This window comes from Ruegeria sp. HKCCA6837 (assembly GCF_013034475.1).
In the GTDB taxonomy this organism is placed as follows: Bacteria; Pseudomonadota; Alphaproteobacteria; order Rhodobacterales; family Rhodobacteraceae; genus Ruegeria.
This window is the reverse complement of record NZ_WQGD01000003.1, coordinates 215,236-229,420: the sequence shown is the minus strand read 5'-3', so window position 1 is coordinate 229,420 and position 14,185 is coordinate 215,236. Positions and strand designations below refer to the sequence as shown.

At 58.1% G+C, this 14,185-nt stretch carries 19 protein-coding genes; 7 read left to right on the top strand and 12 right to left on the bottom strand.

Annotation, left to right across the window (positions count from 1 at the left end; all coding sequences use genetic code 11):
• Positions 1–28 precede the first annotated feature (28 nt).
• Together GOV91_RS07375 and rpsU are read right to left on the bottom strand one after the other, a co-directional pair.
• Positions 29–985 carry a CAP domain-containing protein gene (locus GOV91_RS07375; RefSeq protein WP_171234997.1) on the bottom strand — a complete coding sequence of 319 codons (957 nt, stop codon included), beginning with the start codon at positions 983–985 and terminating at the stop codon, positions 29–31.
• Between the two features lie 293 nt (positions 986–1,278).
• Positions 1,279–1,485 (bottom strand): 30S ribosomal protein S21, encoded by a 207-nt coding sequence (rpsU, locus tag GOV91_RS07370; protein ID WP_005614280.1) that lies wholly within the window; start codon positions 1,483–1,485, stop codon positions 1,279–1,281.
• A 111-nt stretch (positions 1,486–1,596) separates the two neighbouring features.
• Here rpsU and GOV91_RS07365 point away from each other — a divergent pair, with 111 nt between their 5' ends.
• Positions 1,597–2,289 carry a COQ9 family protein gene (locus GOV91_RS07365; protein ID WP_171179028.1) on the top strand — a complete coding sequence of 231 codons (693 nt, stop codon included), beginning with the start codon at positions 1,597–1,599 and terminating at the stop codon, positions 2,287–2,289.
• A gap of 61 nt (positions 2,290–2,350) precedes the next feature.
• Entirely contained in the window at positions 2,351–3,337 is a 987-nt protein-coding gene (locus tag GOV91_RS07360) for an NAD(P)H-quinone oxidoreductase (protein WP_171179030.1), read from the top strand.
• Positions 3,338–3,367: 30 nt separating this feature from the next.
• On the opposite strand, the gene GOV91_RS07355 is transcribed toward GOV91_RS07360, so the two are convergent.
• Entirely contained in the window at positions 3,368–4,225 is an 858-nt protein-coding gene (locus GOV91_RS07355; protein ID WP_171179032.1) for a DUF2189 domain-containing protein, read from the bottom strand.
• 193 nt (positions 4,226–4,418) lie between these two features.
• Here GOV91_RS07355 and GOV91_RS07350 point away from each other — a divergent pair, with 193 nt between their 5' ends.
• The gene (locus GOV91_RS07350) at positions 4,419–5,402 is read left to right on the top strand and encodes a quinone oxidoreductase (protein WP_171179034.1); all 984 of its coding nucleotides are present in this window, start codon (positions 4,419–4,421) and stop codon (positions 5,400–5,402) included.
• 50 nt (positions 5,403–5,452) lie between these two features.
• Here GOV91_RS07350 and GOV91_RS07345 read toward each other — a convergent pair whose 3' ends face one another.
• The 9 genes from GOV91_RS07345 to GOV91_RS07305 form a co-directional block, all read right to left on the bottom strand.
• Complete coding sequence (locus GOV91_RS07345) at positions 5,453–5,992, bottom strand: outer membrane protein (protein WP_171234996.1); 540 nt, start codon at positions 5,990–5,992, stop codon at positions 5,453–5,455.
• 274 nt (positions 5,993–6,266) lie between these two features.
• A complete protein-coding gene (locus GOV91_RS07340) occupies positions 6,267–6,743 on the bottom strand; it encodes a YHS domain-containing (seleno)protein (protein WP_171234995.1) in 477 nt (158 codons plus the stop codon).
• Positions 6,744–6,918: 175 nt separating this feature from the next.
• Positions 6,919–7,194, bottom strand: a complete 276-nt coding sequence (locus GOV91_RS07335) for a hypothetical protein (RefSeq protein ID WP_171179039.1) — start codon at positions 7,192–7,194, stop codon at positions 6,919–6,921.
• Positions 7,191–7,796: a glycerol-3-phosphate 1-O-acyltransferase PlsY gene (gene plsY / locus GOV91_RS07330; protein ID WP_171179041.1), complete on the bottom strand. Its 606-nt coding sequence runs from the start codon at positions 7,794–7,796 to the stop codon at positions 7,191–7,193. The genes GOV91_RS07335 and plsY overlap by 4 nt, the downstream gene beginning before the upstream one ends.
• Complete coding sequence (gene pyrC, locus GOV91_RS07325; protein WP_171234994.1) at positions 7,796–9,076, bottom strand: dihydroorotase; 1,281 nt, start codon at positions 9,074–9,076, stop codon at positions 7,796–7,798. Before pyrC ends, plsY begins: the two co-directional genes overlap by 1 nt.
• Positions 9,073–9,459 carry a hypothetical protein gene (locus GOV91_RS07320; RefSeq protein ID WP_171234993.1) on the bottom strand — a complete coding sequence of 129 codons (387 nt, stop codon included), beginning with the start codon at positions 9,457–9,459 and terminating at the stop codon, positions 9,073–9,075. Before GOV91_RS07320 ends, pyrC begins: the two co-directional genes overlap by 4 nt.
• A complete protein-coding gene (locus GOV91_RS07315) occupies positions 9,444–9,962 on the bottom strand; it encodes a hypothetical protein (protein ID WP_171234992.1) in 519 nt (172 codons plus the stop codon). Before GOV91_RS07315 ends, GOV91_RS07320 begins: the two co-directional genes overlap by 16 nt.
• On the bottom strand, positions 9,959–10,894 hold the full coding sequence (locus GOV91_RS07310) for an aspartate carbamoyltransferase catalytic subunit (RefSeq protein ID WP_171234991.1): 936 nt from the start codon (positions 10,892–10,894) through the stop codon (positions 9,959–9,961). The genes GOV91_RS07315 and GOV91_RS07310 overlap by 4 nt, the downstream gene beginning before the upstream one ends.
• A 59-nt stretch (positions 10,895–10,953) precedes the next feature.
• Positions 10,954–11,568, bottom strand: coding sequence for a scavenger receptor class F, member 2 (locus GOV91_RS07305; protein WP_171234990.1), 615 nt, complete (start codon positions 11,566–11,568; stop codon positions 10,954–10,956).
• An 83-nt stretch (positions 11,569–11,651) separates the two neighbouring features.
• Between GOV91_RS07305 and GOV91_RS07300 the strand changes: the two genes are divergently transcribed.
• From GOV91_RS07300 to moaB, 4 genes are read left to right on the top strand one after another with little or no spacing between them, the layout of a single operon-like run.
• The gene (locus tag GOV91_RS07300; protein WP_171234989.1) at positions 11,652–12,419 is read left to right on the top strand and encodes a uracil-DNA glycosylase family protein; all 768 of its coding nucleotides are present in this window, start codon (positions 11,652–11,654) and stop codon (positions 12,417–12,419) included.
• Positions 12,416–13,015, top strand: a complete 600-nt coding sequence (locus GOV91_RS07295) for a metallophosphoesterase (RefSeq protein ID WP_171234988.1) — start codon at positions 12,416–12,418, stop codon at positions 13,013–13,015. Before GOV91_RS07300 ends, GOV91_RS07295 begins: the two co-directional genes overlap by 4 nt.
• Positions 13,012–13,632 (top strand): LysE family translocator, encoded by a 621-nt coding sequence (locus GOV91_RS07290; protein WP_171234987.1) that lies wholly within the window; start codon positions 13,012–13,014, stop codon positions 13,630–13,632. The genes GOV91_RS07295 and GOV91_RS07290 overlap by 4 nt, the downstream gene beginning before the upstream one ends.
• Positions 13,633–13,638: 6 nt before the next feature.
• Positions 13,639–14,181 (top strand): molybdenum cofactor biosynthesis protein B, encoded by a 543-nt coding sequence (gene moaB, locus GOV91_RS07285; RefSeq protein WP_171234986.1) that lies wholly within the window; start codon positions 13,639–13,641, stop codon positions 14,179–14,181.
• The last annotated feature ends 4 nt before the right edge of the window (positions 14,182–14,185 follow it).

Genomic DNA, 14,185 nt, shown 5'->3' with positions numbered 1-14,185 from the left:
AGCCAGCCGCCCCGCATTTCAGGAACTATCAGGCTGCTTCCATCATGCAGCCTGTGCCATAAAAATTGAGCACATAGATATCGGCGTCATCGTTGCCGTCCAACCCGAAGCAGGAGTCATCAGGCGCATCGATCGGGGCCGTGTCATCGACTTCAACGATGTCCACCTCGTCGGTGTCTGAAACCTGGATGTTATTCTCGGCCATGTCCGGCGGCGTCATGTCGTCCGTTTCCAAGTGGAACTGATCAATCTGCGCCAGAACTTTATCCAGGAAAACTTCCAGTTCGGCCAAGAAGGCTGCCACGTCGAAACATCCGTCGGGTTCTTCTCCGACAGGTGTCTCGGGGGTTGGCTCTGCGACGTCAGCGCCGGGTGATTCAGTGTCCGGTTCTTCGGGCTCAGTCACGTCAGTATCAGGCGTTTCGGTATCTGGATCCTCGGGCTCGGCTACATCGGTGTCAGGCGTCTCGGCGTCCGGGTCTTGGGGGTCCGCCACATCGTCGACCGGCGGGACAGGTGTGCTGTTATCGTCCAGCATCACAGCGCTGTCAGTGGCAGCGAAATTCTGAGTGACCATTACCGCGTCGAACCCTTGCATGTCACCTGTTTCAATGCCGACGCCAATATATTCGAAATCAGGGTTCAGGATGTTTGCTCGATGTCCCGGGCTGTTCATCAGGTTTTCGTGCAACTGCGCGACGTCATCACTGATGCCGGGCTCGCCGCGTTCTGATTGCCAGGCGATGTTCTCGCCCGTACGCCAGCTGCCGGACAGATCAAAACCTGCATCCTGCATACGCTGTGTCGCGCTGGAGCCGCCCTGGCCTGTATGGCTGAACGTGTCCGTATCCAGCATCCAGCTGCTGTGATCTTCGGATGAGTCGTTCAGCTGTGTTTCCAGTTGCAGCGGGGTAAGCCCGCGTGATGTGCGCTCGGCGTTGATCAGCGCCAGCATTTCTTGCTCGATTTGACTTGCAGTCGACATGGTAGCCTCCGTTTGTAAGTGTCGTCCGATTGGACGTCGCCAGTTACAAGCGGCTTGCTGAGGTCAGATAGGGGCGCAGAAATATTAGGCGAATTCGGGCAGGGCAATGCTACCAGAGCGGGATTCTCTGCGCTGCAAAATGCCGGGCAAAATGTTGCTGGTGGGGAAATGGCGGCTTGTCGCACACCTAGTACCACGAGTCGGCGAAAAAAACCGCCCCTGAAACGACAAACCCCCGGGCGGGGCCTCGGGGGTCGTCAAATAGTGTCATCCAAAACTGGATGAGGAAAGTCTTAGAGCAGACCTTCGCGCTGGGCTTTCTTGCGTGCCAGTTTACGGGCACGACGAATCGCTTCAGCTTTCTCACGCGCTTTTTTCTCGGACGGTTTCTCGAAATGTTGCTTCAGCTTCATTTCACGGAACACGCCTTCGCGCTGCAGCTTTTTCTTCAGGGCACGAAGCGCCTGATCGACGTTATTGTCGCGAACACTAACCTGCATGTGGTTGTCACCACCTTTCTAGATAGAGTTGCAAGGAAATTGCAGGAAGTGGCCGTATAGCAAAGCCGCCCTAACTTGTCTAGTACTGGTCCCGACAACCGGAGAACTGCCATGACGACCACTTATGAAGATGCAAAACAGCAGCTTTTGGATGCGATGCTGATCCATGTTCCCTTCGACGGCTGGTCGGAAACCAGTTTTCGCGCCACTATTTCCGATTGTGACCTGGATGATGGTCTGGCCCGTGCGATTTGTCCACGCGGGGCGGTTGATCTGGCGCTGGCCTATCATGCACGCGGCGATCAGGCGATGCTGAATCGCATCAAATCCGAAGATCTGAGCGACTTGAAATTCCGCGACAAGATTGCTGCGGCGGTTCGGTTCCGGTTGCAGGCTGTCGAAGACAAAGAGTTAGTGCGCCGTGGCATGACCCTGTTTTCCCTGCCGACCCATGCGGCGGATGGGGCCAAGGCGGTTTGGCAAACCTGCGACCTGATCTGGGATGCGCTGGGCGATACCTCGGACGATGTGAACTGGTATACCAAACGGGCCACTTTGTCGGGGGTCTATTCGTCGACGTTGCTGTTTTGGCTGGGCGATGACAGCCCCGATCACCAGCGCACCTGGGAATTCCTGGACCGCCGGATCGCAAATGTCATGGAGTTTGAAAAGCTCAAGGCGCAGGTACGCGACAATCCGGTGTTGAAACCGTTCTTGGCCGTTCCAAACTGGTTGGCCGGTCAAGTGAAGGCACCCATGAAAATGCGGGCTGACCTTCCGGGGATGCTGAACCCTCGAAAGTAGCGCATCTTGGCGCTAGGCCCCGGCCCGTATGCCTGCTAGGCATTGCGCAAAGGAGGTGCCTATGACCCAGATGATGCGCGCTGTTGAGATCACCAAACCGGGTGGTCCTGATGTTTTACAACTGACCGAACGTCCTGTTCCCGAGCCGGGTAACGGACAAGTTGTGCTGAAAGTAGCTTATGCCGGTGTGAACCGTCCTGATGCGTTGCAGCGCGCAGGGGCCTATGATCCGCCTCCGGGTGCCAGCGACCTGCCAGGGCTTGAGGCGTCGGGCGAAGTGGTCTCGGTTGGTGCGGGGGTCGAGGGGTTGTCGGTCGGCGACAAGGTTTGCGCGTTGTTGCCGGGTGGGGGTTATGCCGAATACGTGGCAACGCCCGCCGCGCATTGCCTACCGATCCCTGCAGGGATGGGAATGAAAGAGGCTGCTTGCCTGCCGGAAACCTTTTTCACCGTCTGGTCCAACGTGTTCACACGTGGTGGTCTGAAAGCGGGTGAGCGGTTTCTGGTCCATGGCGGCTCCAGCGGGATCGGGACAACGGCAATCCAACTGGCCAATGCTTTTGGTGCACGTGTCTTTGCGACCGCTGGGTCCGATGAGAAATGTGAGGCTTGCGTCAAGCTGGGTGCGGAAAAGGCAATCAACTATCGCGATGAAGATTTTGTGGCCACCATGCGGGCCGAGGGCGGGGCAAACCTGATCCTTGATATGGTGGGTGGGGATTACATCCCACGCAACGTCAAAGCTCTGGCCGAGGATGGGCGTCTGGTACAGATCGCTTTCCTGCAAGGTCCGAAGGTCGAGCTGAACTTTGCGATGATGATGGTCAAACGTTTGACCCTGACTGGCAGTACCCTGCGCCCGCAGAGCGATTTGGCCAAGGCACAAATTGCGCAGGATCTGCGCGAAGCCGTTTGGCCTCTGCTCGACGCTGGCAAAGTTGCCCCAGTTATGGACAGTGAATTTGAACTGGCCGAGGCGGCGGCAGCCCATGCGCGCATGGAAAGCTCTGGCCACATCGGCAAGATCGTCCTCAAGGTTGCGGACTAAGTGTCAAATGCGCGGGCTTGTCCCGCGCCTTCACGCAACCGCGCGGCGGTATAGATGCCATGTGGCGTGGCCCAGAACGGGTACTACCACGATCAGACCCAATAGCATCGGCAAGGCGCCCAGAAACAGCAGCGCCGCCACGGTGAAGCCCCATGTCAGGATGACGCCGGGGTTCTCACGCAAGACACGAAACGATGTCACAACCGCCACTGGCAGCCCCACCTTGCGGTCCAGCAGCAATGGAAAGCTGACAACGCTGACTGCCAATGCGCACAAGGCGAACACAAAACCAACAGCGGTTCCCGCGACAATCATCGTCCATCCCGCAGAAGTGGTGAGAACCTGTGTGGCAAATGCACTAAGGGATGCGGGTACTTCAGGGCCCATTGTATTAGTATGAATGGCTTGTGCGACCATCAGCCAGACCAAAAGCAGCATGACGAGGTAGAAGCCAAGTACCAGAATTGCACCGAAGGACGGTGATCTGAAGACACCGAACGCATCCAACCAATGCACTGCGCTGCCCTGTTCACGCTTGCGGCTAATCTCATAAAGCCCCACGGCGGCGACTGGCCCGATCAAGGCAAAGCCGGCGACAAGTGGAGCCAGAAGCGGCACCAGATTCATGTTCAAAGCAAAGCCGAACATCAAGAGCCCTGCGATCGGGTAGATCAACACGATGAACACGGCATCCGCCCGTGTTTCGAGAAAGTCGTCATAGCCCGCGCGCAGACAGGCGCGCAGGTCTTGCAGCGTCAAGGTTTGCACCATTGGCAGCTCTTTGGTGTCCGCGCTGCCCAGGCGCGAGACGCTTTCCGAGACATGATCACCTGCCGCCCCGAGATTTCGGGCGGTCCAGCTGATCGGGTTTCCGATTGTTTTGGCCATTTTCCTCCCCTTCCCTGGCGAAAACTGCGCCGCGGGGCGGATCCGGCATCACGTTGCCCGTGGCCGGACCAGCCGGCAACGCCTGACCCTAGTATAGCACAGATTTTCCAATTCCCGATCAATAGTCTGGCATCGGACGGATTGCCCTGCTTCGAAGTCATGTTAGCTTGAAATCCGGCAAGAGGAGGTCAGTATGCAGCAAACAGCAAAAACGGTCATGATTCACGAGTTTGGCGGCCCCGAAGTTTTGCGGATCGAAGACAGGGCAGTAGGTGAGCCTGGACCGGGGGAAATCCGCATTCGCCACGAAGCCTGTGGTTTGAACTTTATCGATGTTTATCAACGTACTGGCCTGTACCCCCTTGAGCTTCCTCATGCACTGGGCATGGAGGCGGCAGGTGTCGTTGAAGCTATTGGCGAAGGTGTAACGCACCTGCAGCCCGGACAACGGGCTGCGTATGCTTCAGCCCCGTCCGGTGCGTATTGCGAGGCCCGAGTGATGCCGGCCGCACAGGTTTGTCCACTGCCGGATGGCATTTCCTTTGACGCCGCCGCGGCGATGATGTTGAAGGGATTGACGGTAGAATATCTTTTTCACCGAACCACTCCGCTGAAACGGGGGGATACGGTGCTGTTTCACGCAGCAGCCGGTGGGGTAGGGTTGATCGCCTGCCAATGGGCGAAATCCGAAGGGATCACACTGATCGGGACGGCAGGAACGGATGAAAAATGCAGTCTGGCCCGGTTCAACGGGGCTGCGCATTGCATCAACTACCGAACCGAGAATTTTGCTGAGCGGGTAGCCGAGATTACCAAGGGCCAGGGTGTGGATGTGGTCATGGACTCGGTCGGGGCGGACACATTCGAAGGCTCGCTGGATTGTTTGAAACCGCTTGGCATGATGATTTCGTTCGGCAATGCTTCAGGCCCTGTGCCCCCCTTTAATATCGGTGTTCTGGGCCAGAAAGGATCTCTGAAGATCACGCGCCCCACCTTGTTCACGCATATTGCGGATCATACGGTGTGTCAGGCAATGGCCCGCAGGCTATTCGGAAAGGTCGAAGGCGGAGAGGTCAAGATCCACGTGGATCAACGCTTTGGGTTGGATCAGGTGGCAGACGCGCATCGTGCGCTTGAAGCGCGACAGACAACCGGCAGCACGATATTGGATATCTAAAAAGCGACCCGGCTGAAAAAGCCGGGTCCAACTTGCTTATTTGATATGCGTCAGAACCGATAGGACGCCCGGATTTGCAGAGTCGTTGCATCAACATCGACGCCGCTTCCGTTGAAATTGCTGAACTCGTGGTAAAGCAGTTCTCCGCCGATGCTCACATTGGGCGCCACGATCTGCTCGTAGCCAGCACCAATAAACCAACCATCATCGCTTCCGAGGTTGTCTGTTCCCGCTTCGGCATAGCCCGCAATTCCGTATAGCAGGCCCTGCGGATTCACTTTGTAGCCCGCCCGCGCTTTCAAACGCCATACATCTTCCACGGTAACTGGAACGTTGGACAAATCTACGTCCATCCAGTCATAGTCAAACCCGCCACCGACGACCCAGTCGCCCAAATCATAGTCGTAACCTAAGATAATACCGCCGATCACGCCATCTCCGTCGACCCCGGACACGCTGGTGTCCACATCGACATAGCCCAGTTGCAGACCGCCGTAGAACCCTGTCCAGTTGCCCGAGGATTGCGCCATGGCTGATCCTGCAACAACGGTCGCTGCGGTAGTGACGAGAGCCAGTTTCTTCAATGTCATCTCATTTCCTTTCGCTTGTCACTCTGCTCCAGTGAGGCATTGCCCACTTATGAGGGTGGATACGATCCGGACGGGAAGCCGGATCATTCATATATATACATTCGGAAAGTGGAATACAAATTTGTATCCCAACGTCTCAACTTGGGTGAAACGTTGACGCTCTTAAAAGACCGAGCGCGTTTGATGCTAAAAAGATAGGAAGAGATGAGGGATCTTCAAACGACATGCGGCGGCGGAACGCTCCGCCGCCGACACGCCTGACATTTTCAGCGGATTATTGCTCTTGCAGTTCCGCGGGGGTCTTGTCTGAGATGTTTTCCCAGTTCGCGCTTGCGCTTTCAATGAAACCCGGGATGTCGCCTTCCCAGCGCTCCTGGATGTCTTGCGACAGGTTCAGGTACAGTTTGTTGTCGACGATTTTCCAGTGGTTCGGGTCGCCGTCGAACTTGAAGCCCATGGCTGCGCCGAAGGCACAGTAGCCGCCGTATGCAGGCAGGTAGGCTTCGGGGTTGGCTTCAAAGGCAGCTTTGTTTTCTTCCGAAGAGAAGCGGTACATCGCGTCGTTGTGCAAGGTGGTGATGCGGTAATCGCCTTTGGTTGCTTCACCGGCGGTAAAGTAGGCAACCGGGTCATAGCCCTGCATCGCCAGACCAGTCGAGCTTGCGTTGATTTCCACACCCGCGGCCAGGGTCGAAGTTGCCAGCGCGACGGACAGTGCGACGCCGCCGATCAGAGATTTTAAAGTGTTCATTGCTTCACCTTTCGTGAATGGAGCCTCGTCAAAGCGAGAGCGAGGGCCCCGGTTGTTGTCCTGTGCGGACCGTAATTGACCGTCACGACAGCGATCTGGGAAGCGGGGCGATCACGTTCAAAACAATGAATTGTGAATGTGCAGCAGCAAAGATGTTCTGTTCAAAATTGCAGGGTTAGCTGTTTGCGTCGGGCACAAGATCCAGAACAAAAGCGATGACTTTGCTGGCGGGCATTTCGCAGGGCCGCAACAAAGCGCCGCTGTTGCGGGTCTGGTACAGGTTCAGGCTGATGTAATCGGAACCGCCACGTTCATGGGCCACCAGCTTGTGTGATCTGCCGCCTGCCATGCGTTGACGCACGACACCATAGCTTCGACCGTGCGACGTGCCGGTGAAACTGCCCTCTGGCAGAGCATGAAACGCAGACAAAAATGCGTCGGTGACGGTCACGGTTTCCCGATTTTCGGTTCCGTTCCGGCCTTGATCCGCGCCACGTTCGAACTGTGCCGCCAGTAGATCATAAGCGTCAGGATGATCCCCAGTATAAAGGTCGAACCGTTTGTTAGCACCAACACCCAGGTGGTCGACAGCGCCGCTGCCGCAAGTGCGCCGACGGAAGAAATCCGCCAGATTGCCGCCGCAACCAGCCAGCTCAGGCAGCAGGCCACGCCAACGCGCCAATCCAGCGCCAGCCAAAGCCCCAGAAAGGTAGCCACACCTTTGCCGCCCTTGAAGCCCAGCCACATCGGGAAGCAATGCCCCAAAAACGCCATCAGCGCCGCGATCTGGGCCGCGTCTTCTCCGGCATAGGCGCGTGCGATCAGAACGGCAGCCGCCCCCTTGGCAGCATCAAATAGCAGCGTCAGGGCCGCAGCGGCCTTGTTGCCGGTGCGCAGAACATTTGTGGCCCCAATATTGCCCGACCCAATTTCGCGCAGGTTGCCCAGCCCCATGACTTTGGCCAGGATCAGCCCAAACGGAATGGACCCAAACAGGTATCCAATCACTGCCCAAAAGAACAAGTCTTCTGCCGTATTTACGATAATGGGCATCAGGGTCTCCGAAACACTGCTTGGCCAGCTACATAAGTCGCAAGGACCTTACCTTGCATCCGCTGGCCGTCAAATGGCGTGTTTTGCGATTTGGATTTTAGGGCGAACCGATCAAGCACAAAAGGCACATCCGGGTCGAACAGAACCAAATCTGCCGGGGTGCCATTGGACAGGCGACCACTGTCCAATCCCAACCGCTTTGCAGGTTTGAGCGCCAAGGCCTTAAACAGTGTCGGCAAGTCCAGTTGATCTGCGTGATACAAGCGAAGTGCTGCGGGCAGCAGCGTTTCCAATGCCACTGCGCCCGAGGCCGCTTCTTCAAATGGCAGGCGCTTGCTTTCTTCGTCCTGTGGGGTGTGCATCGAACTGATGATGTCGATCAGCCCTGTTCGCACTGCCTCGATTACCGCTTGCCTGTCGTCCTCGGAGCGCAGCGGCGGCTTGACCTTGAAGAAGGTGCGATAGTCTGCCACGTCCAATTCGTTCAGGGTCAGATGGTGGATGGACGTGCCGGCAGTAATGTCCAGCCCATTGCGCTTGGCCCGTTCCAGCGCAGGCAGGGCGCGTGCGGTGGTGATCTGATCAGCATGGTAAGCGGCCCCGGTCATTTCCAGCAGGGCGATGTCGCGATCCAGACCCATACGTTCGGCCATTGGCGGCACGGCGGGCAAGCCGCGGAGGGCCGCGAACTTGCCGCTGGTCGCAGCCGCCCCTGCGCTGAGCCCCGGTTCCTGCGGGTGGGCAATAACCAAAGCGCCGCAGGACTTCGCATAAGTCAGCGCGCGAGATAACACCTTGGTATTGGTGATGACGTGATCGCAATCGGTAAAGGCCACGGCGCCCGCATCCTGAAGGAACCCGATCTCGGTCATCTCGCGCCCCTCGCGCCCCTTGGTCAGGGCGGCCATCGGCAGCATATTGACCGGAGTATCGGCTTGCGCCCGGCGGGTGATGAATTCCAGCGTTTCCGGCGTATCTATCGCAGGGCTGGTGTCTGGCCGGGTGACAATGGTGGTCACCCCTCCGGCCGCAGCGGCCAGGCCAGCGGATTTATAGCTTTCCTTATGGCGTTCACCGGGTTCGCAGACTTTCACACCGATATCTATGATGCCCGGCGCCAGACACTTGCCGTTGCAATCGATGATCTGCCCGTCTGAACCCGGCGCGTTTCCTTCCCCTCGGGCAACAATCCGGCCATCGGCCACTTGAAGCCAGCCCGTCGAGGTCGTACCGGCCTCAGGGTCGATCAGGCGAGCGTTGGTGAAGAGAACGGTGCTCATGGTATGGCCCTTTCGATGGCGGCTTTGGTGGCGGCAGGGTCGGCCTGATATTTGATCAGGTGCTTATCGCCGCTTTTGGTGACGACCTGAACAAAGCTGCCCATGGTGTTGACCGCTTGGATCTGATTCAGAGGCACCTTGCGTGGACCAGGTCCGGTCAGGGTCGTGTCCGACATTTCCCAATTGGCGACCAGCTCTTCCGAGGCCAGATACCAGGCGCGGATGCCAATGGCGGCCAGACCTGCGGGTACTCCGGTCCAGATATAAGGATTTCCGATCAGCCACAGAACGAGCATGGCACCGGCCATGCCAAAAGCGGCCAGCCATGCGTTGGTACGGAAATAGGCCCCTTTATCCGGGGCGAAGATCACAGAATCAGCCATAAGATGCCTCCGATGGCCACAAGCGCGGCCAATGCCAGGATAGCTGACCCGATACGGCGGGGCTGGTCATCCGTTGGAGCGGCTTGCGGTGCCGAAAAAGGCTTGGCGCTTTCGGTTTCGATGACCCCTCCGGTCCAGTTTGTGGTCTCTTCTGTGAACAGGCCGATCAGCCGCAGACGAGGGTCCGGCTTCAACATCGCCGGGCGTCCTTGGAACGCAGCGCTGCGCAAGACCATAACCCAGCCGTCTATCGCGGACAGAGCGTCCTGATCCAACTGATCTGCGGACACGCCGCAGCCTTCGGTCAGATAGCCATACAGCCCGAGGTCTTCGAGGTCGGACAACGGGAAAATATCGATCTGTGCGGGGTCCAGCCCGTCCACCCCAAGCACCTGATCGGCGGCACCCGATTCGCGCAGGAACTTTGCCTCTTCCGGGCGCATGTCCAGCCTGAACAGGCGCAAGACGCCGCGTTCGTGGGGGGCGACGATCAGATCGCTCATGCGGCCTCGCGCAGGTTGCGTGCCAGCAGATCCATCGCGGCCATACGAACGGCGACGCCCATTTCCACCTGTTCCTGAATGACGGACCGGTTGATGTCATCGGCCAGCGTGCCGTCGATCTCAACGCCTCGGTTCATCGGGCCGGGGTGCATGACAATGGCATCAGGCTTGGCTTGCGCCAGCTTTGCGGCATCCAGACCATAGCGGTGATAATATTCGCGTTCCGAGGGGATGAACCCGCCATCCATCCGCTCTTTCTGAAGACGCAGCATCATGACGACATCGACGTCCTTTAGACCCTCGTTCATGTCGCCATAGATCTCGGCCCCGAACTCGGCAAACTGGTTGGGCACCAGTGTCGGCGGGCCAATCAGGCGAATACGGTTTTCCATTTTGCCCAGCAGGATCAGGTTTGATCGCGCGACGCGGGAATGGGCCACGTCGCCGCAAATCGCAATATTCAGCCGGTGCAGTCGGCCCTTGGCGCGTCGGATGGTCAAGGCGTCTAGCAGGGCCTGCGTAGGGTGTTCATGCTTGCCGTCGCCCGCGTTCAGAACAGCGCAATTGACCTTTTGCGCCAGCAGATCGACCGCGCCGGAATGCGGATGCCGTACCACCAGCAGATCAGGATGCATCGCGTTCAATGTCATCGCCGTGTCGATCAGGGTTTCGCCCTTCTTGATCGAACTGGCCTGCATTGCCATGTTCATCACATCTGCACCCAGACGCTTGCCTGCCAGTTCGAAACTGGCTTGCGTGCGGGTCGAGTTTTCAAAGAACATGTTGATCTGGGTCAGCCCCGACAGAACGTCCGAATGCTTGGTCGAATGGCGGTTCATGTCGACATAGGTCTCGGCCAGATCCAGAATTTCGGTGATATCGGATTGGGACAGATGCTCGATGCCAAGAAGGTGACGATGGGCGAAACGCATGGGCGGGCTCCTGTCTGACAATCGGGCCGCTTATAGGAAGCTGTGCGGCCCAAGGCAACCTAAGGTTCCGTGCCCTCTGGCAGTTTTTCGCAGCCGCCCTCGGGCAGGCATTGTTCACCCGGCTTGCACCATTTGCCATAACCGCAGTCGATGGCCTTGATCGGCACGCAGCCCTGATGGGCCGAACATTTGAAGCCGGGGCGGCATTGCGAACCGGTTTCTTCGCACAAGAACCAGCCCGGACGGGAACAGCCTCCGCCGGGCAGGCAGGACGAGCCACGCGCGCAGGTGCGGCCATCGTCGCAAGTTTTAGGCGGTGTCGTGTCCAGGTCAGGTGTGATGCGTTCGCATTCGCCACGCCCGTTGCAAAAACTGTCGCCCGGGCAATCCAGACGAGATGTGCACTTGTTCAGGCCCGCGGGTGCACATCTGGTTCCACCGGCCACGCAACGTTCGAACGGGCCGCAGGTGCGACCGCCACCGCAATAGGTGCCGCCCAGCGGAATGCAGTGGCCATCAAAGCTGCATCTTTGCCCGCCTGAACAGCAGGTGCTGCCACATTTGAACTGTCCTGCGCGGCACTGCCCATGTGTGTCGTGAAACGTCGCCAAAGCCGGATCGCCGGTAAGGGCCACGACAAACCCGAGCAGGAGGAATCGCAGAATTCTGAGCATCGCACGCTGATGGTCGGCGCGACAGAGCGACCGATCAAGCCCTATTCGCTTTCCCTCAGCGTTTAGGCAGGTAAATTATCCGTATGGAATCGGGCTTGGACTACTACACTGCACGGGCGCTGCTGGAATGGCAGATTGAACTGGGCGCGACCGAGGCAATCGGGGATGCGCCGGTTGATCGTTATGCGTTGCCGGATACGTCGCCCAAGCCCAAGAAGGCTGAAGCAACCCCCACGCCCCAGGCGAAACCTAAACAGGTTGATCCGGTTGCTGTTGCGCAGGCTGCCGCGCAAGGGGCAGAGTCTCTGGATCAGTTGCGGACAGTGATGGAGGCTTTTGATCATTGCGAACTAAAGCGCGGGGCGCGGCAGCTTGTCTTTGCCGACGGCACCCCCGGTGCAAAGGTGATGATCATCGGCGAAGCCCCCGGCCGCGACGAAGATCGTGAAGGCAAGCCCTTTGTCGGTCGCGCCGGTCAATTGCTGGACCGGATGCTGGCAGCAATTGATCTGGATCGACGCGAGAACGTTTATATCACCAACGTACTGCCATGGCGGCCACCGCAGAACCGCGATCCCAAGCCTGAAGAAATCGGGATGATGAAGCCTTTCCTTGAGCGCCATGTGGCGTTGGCCAAGCCCGAAGTTCTGGTGGTGATGGGCAATATCAGCTGTCAGGCAGTGCTGGGAAAACGGGGTATCACTCGTTTGCGCGGCAATTGGGATCAGGCGATGGATTTGCCGGTGATCCCGATGTTCCACCCGGCCTACCTGTTGCGTCAGCCGCAGATGAAACGGCAGGCTTGGGCTGATCTGCTGGAATTGAAAGCGCGGCTGAAAGGTGTTGCATGAAGGTTCTGGCTTTTTCCGATCTTCACATGGCACGCAACCGCGCCGCAGACTTGGTGGCGGCCAGTGTTGACGCGGATTTGGTCATTGGCGCAGGCGACTATTGCAACATGAGGCAAGGTCTGGATGCGGCAATGCAGATGCTTTCGGGGATCGCAGCGCCCTTGGTCCTGATCCCCGGAAATGCCGAAAGTGCTGAAGAACTGAGTGACGCTGCCCCAGAAGGTGTCCATGTCCTGCACGGGTCCAGTATGACACTCGACGGGCTTCGCCTGTTTGGATTGGGTTATGGAGTGCCGCCCACGCCGTTTGGCGACTGGTCCTGTGACCTGACCGAAGGCGCGGCGACCGAGATGCTCGACCGATGCGACGCGGCTGACGTCCTGATCGTGCATTCTCCGCCCAAAGGCTACGGGGATCAGACCTCGCAAGGTCAGTCGGTTGGGTCGACCGCTGTGCGCGACGCAATAGAGAGGCTTCAGCCAGGTCACGCTGTCTTTGGACACGTACACGAAAGTTGGGGCTATCGCGGCACGCTAGGCCGAACGCAATTGGCCAATCTTGGGCCGAAACCGAATTGGTTTGAGGTGTCTGTGTGATCGAACTTCAGACTTTACTGGTTTTTATTCCAGCCGCCTTGGCACTGAACCTGACGCCCGGTGCCGATATGATGTTCTGCTTCGGCCAGGGTCTTCGGTCGGGCGCATGGCCTTCGGTCTCGGCAAGTGCCGGGGTGTCTGTAGGGTCCATGATTCATGTCCTGTTTGCTGGTCTGGGACTTGGGGCTGCGGTATCGGCGCTGCCCTGGCTGTTTGAAGTGATCCGCTGGATCGGCGCGGCATATCTGCTTTATTTGGCGTGGGGGGCTGTTAGAAACGGCGCGTGTGTGTGTGACACGCCTGTGCGATCCACCCGCATGGCGTTTCGAGACGGAATGTTGGTCAATCTGACCAACCCCAAGGTCATTCTGTTTGTCCTGGCCTTTATCCCGCAATTCGTCGACCCGACTGCAGGCTCGGTCCTGCTGCAGTTCCTGATCTTTGGGTTGATCATCGCGTTTGGCGGGTTTTTGGTGAATGGTTTGGCGGGTGTCTTCGCCGGAAGCGCTGGCAGAGTTCTGATCGGCAACCCGCGCGCCTCAGGTATTATCGGCTGGATAACGGGTGGGATTTTTACCGCCCTCGCGGTTCGGCTTGTCATCATGGAAAGGGCCTGACGCAAGATGTCACGCATTGACGAAAGCAAAAAGTTCATCGCGGTTAAAATTGCCGTGCTGACAGTCTCGGATACCAGATCACTGGACGAAGATCGCTCGGGCCAAACTCTGGTGGACCGGATTGAAAAGGCGGGGCATGTGGTAGCTGATCGCAAGATTGTTCGCGACGAACGCGATCAGATTGCCGATCAACTGCGCGCCTGGGTGGCGGACGATCAGATTGATGTCGTGATCTCGACCGGGGGCACAGGCCTGACTGGGCGCGATGTGACCGTCGAGGCCCATCGGGACGTCTATGAAAAAGAGATCGTCGCTTTCGGCACCGTGTTTACACTTATCTCGATGGAGAAAATCGGCACCTCGGCGGTGCAGTCACGTGCGACGGGGGGTGTTGCCGGTGGTACATACCTGTTCGCACTGCCCGGCAGCCCGGGCGCCTGCAAGGATGCGTGGGACGGGATACTCGAAAAACAGTTCGATTATCGCCATCGCCCCTGCAATTTTGTGGAAATAATGACCAGATTGGACGAACACCTGCGACGGAAGTAGACTG

Excerpts from the sequence above, each read along its gene's own strand:
- GOV91_RS07375 (WP_171234997.1), bottom strand. The coding sequence starts at position 985 with ATGTCGACTGCAAGTCAAATCGAGCAAGAAATGCTGGCGCTGATCAAC.
- rpsU (WP_005614280.1), bottom strand. The coding sequence starts at position 1,485 with ATGCAGGTTAGTGTTCGCGACAATAACGTCGATCAGGCGCTTCGTGCC.
- GOV91_RS07365 (WP_171179028.1), top strand. The coding sequence starts at position 1,597 with ATGACGACCACTTATGAAGATGCAAAACAGCAGCTTTTGGATGCGATG.
- GOV91_RS07360 (WP_171179030.1), top strand. The coding sequence starts at position 2,351 with ATGACCCAGATGATGCGCGCTGTTGAGATCACCAAACCGGGTGGTCCT.
- GOV91_RS07355 (WP_171179032.1), bottom strand. The coding sequence starts at position 4,225 with ATGGCCAAAACAATCGGAAACCCGATCAGCTGGACCGCCCGAAATCTC.
- GOV91_RS07350 (WP_171179034.1), top strand. The coding sequence starts at position 4,419 with ATGCAGCAAACAGCAAAAACGGTCATGATTCACGAGTTTGGCGGCCCC.
- GOV91_RS07345 (WP_171234996.1), bottom strand. The coding sequence starts at position 5,992 with ATGACATTGAAGAAACTGGCTCTCGTCACTACCGCAGCGACCGTTGTT.
- GOV91_RS07340 (WP_171234995.1), bottom strand. The coding sequence starts at position 6,743 with ATGAACACTTTAAAATCTCTGATCGGCGGCGTCGCACTGTCCGTCGCG.
- plsY (WP_171179041.1), bottom strand. The coding sequence starts at position 7,796 with ATGCCCATTATCGTAAATACGGCAGAAGACTTGTTCTTTTGGGCAGTG.
- pyrC (WP_171234994.1), bottom strand. The coding sequence starts at position 9,076 with ATGAGCACCGTTCTCTTCACCAACGCTCGCCTGATCGACCCTGAGGCC.
- GOV91_RS07320 (WP_171234993.1), bottom strand. The coding sequence starts at position 9,459 with ATGGCTGATTCTGTGATCTTCGCCCCGGATAAAGGGGCCTATTTCCGT.
- GOV91_RS07315 (WP_171234992.1), bottom strand. The coding sequence starts at position 9,962 with ATGAGCGATCTGATCGTCGCCCCCCACGAACGCGGCGTCTTGCGCCTG.
- GOV91_RS07310 (WP_171234991.1), bottom strand. The coding sequence starts at position 10,894 with ATGCGTTTCGCCCATCGTCACCTTCTTGGCATCGAGCATCTGTCCCAA.
- GOV91_RS07305 (WP_171234990.1), bottom strand. The coding sequence starts at position 11,568 with ATGCTCAGAATTCTGCGATTCCTCCTGCTCGGGTTTGTCGTGGCCCTT.
- GOV91_RS07300 (WP_171234989.1), top strand. The coding sequence starts at position 11,652 with ATGGAATCGGGCTTGGACTACTACACTGCACGGGCGCTGCTGGAATGG.
- GOV91_RS07295 (WP_171234988.1), top strand. The coding sequence starts at position 12,416 with ATGAAGGTTCTGGCTTTTTCCGATCTTCACATGGCACGCAACCGCGCC.
- moaB (WP_171234986.1), top strand. The coding sequence starts at position 13,639 with ATGTCACGCATTGACGAAAGCAAAAAGTTCATCGCGGTTAAAATTGCC.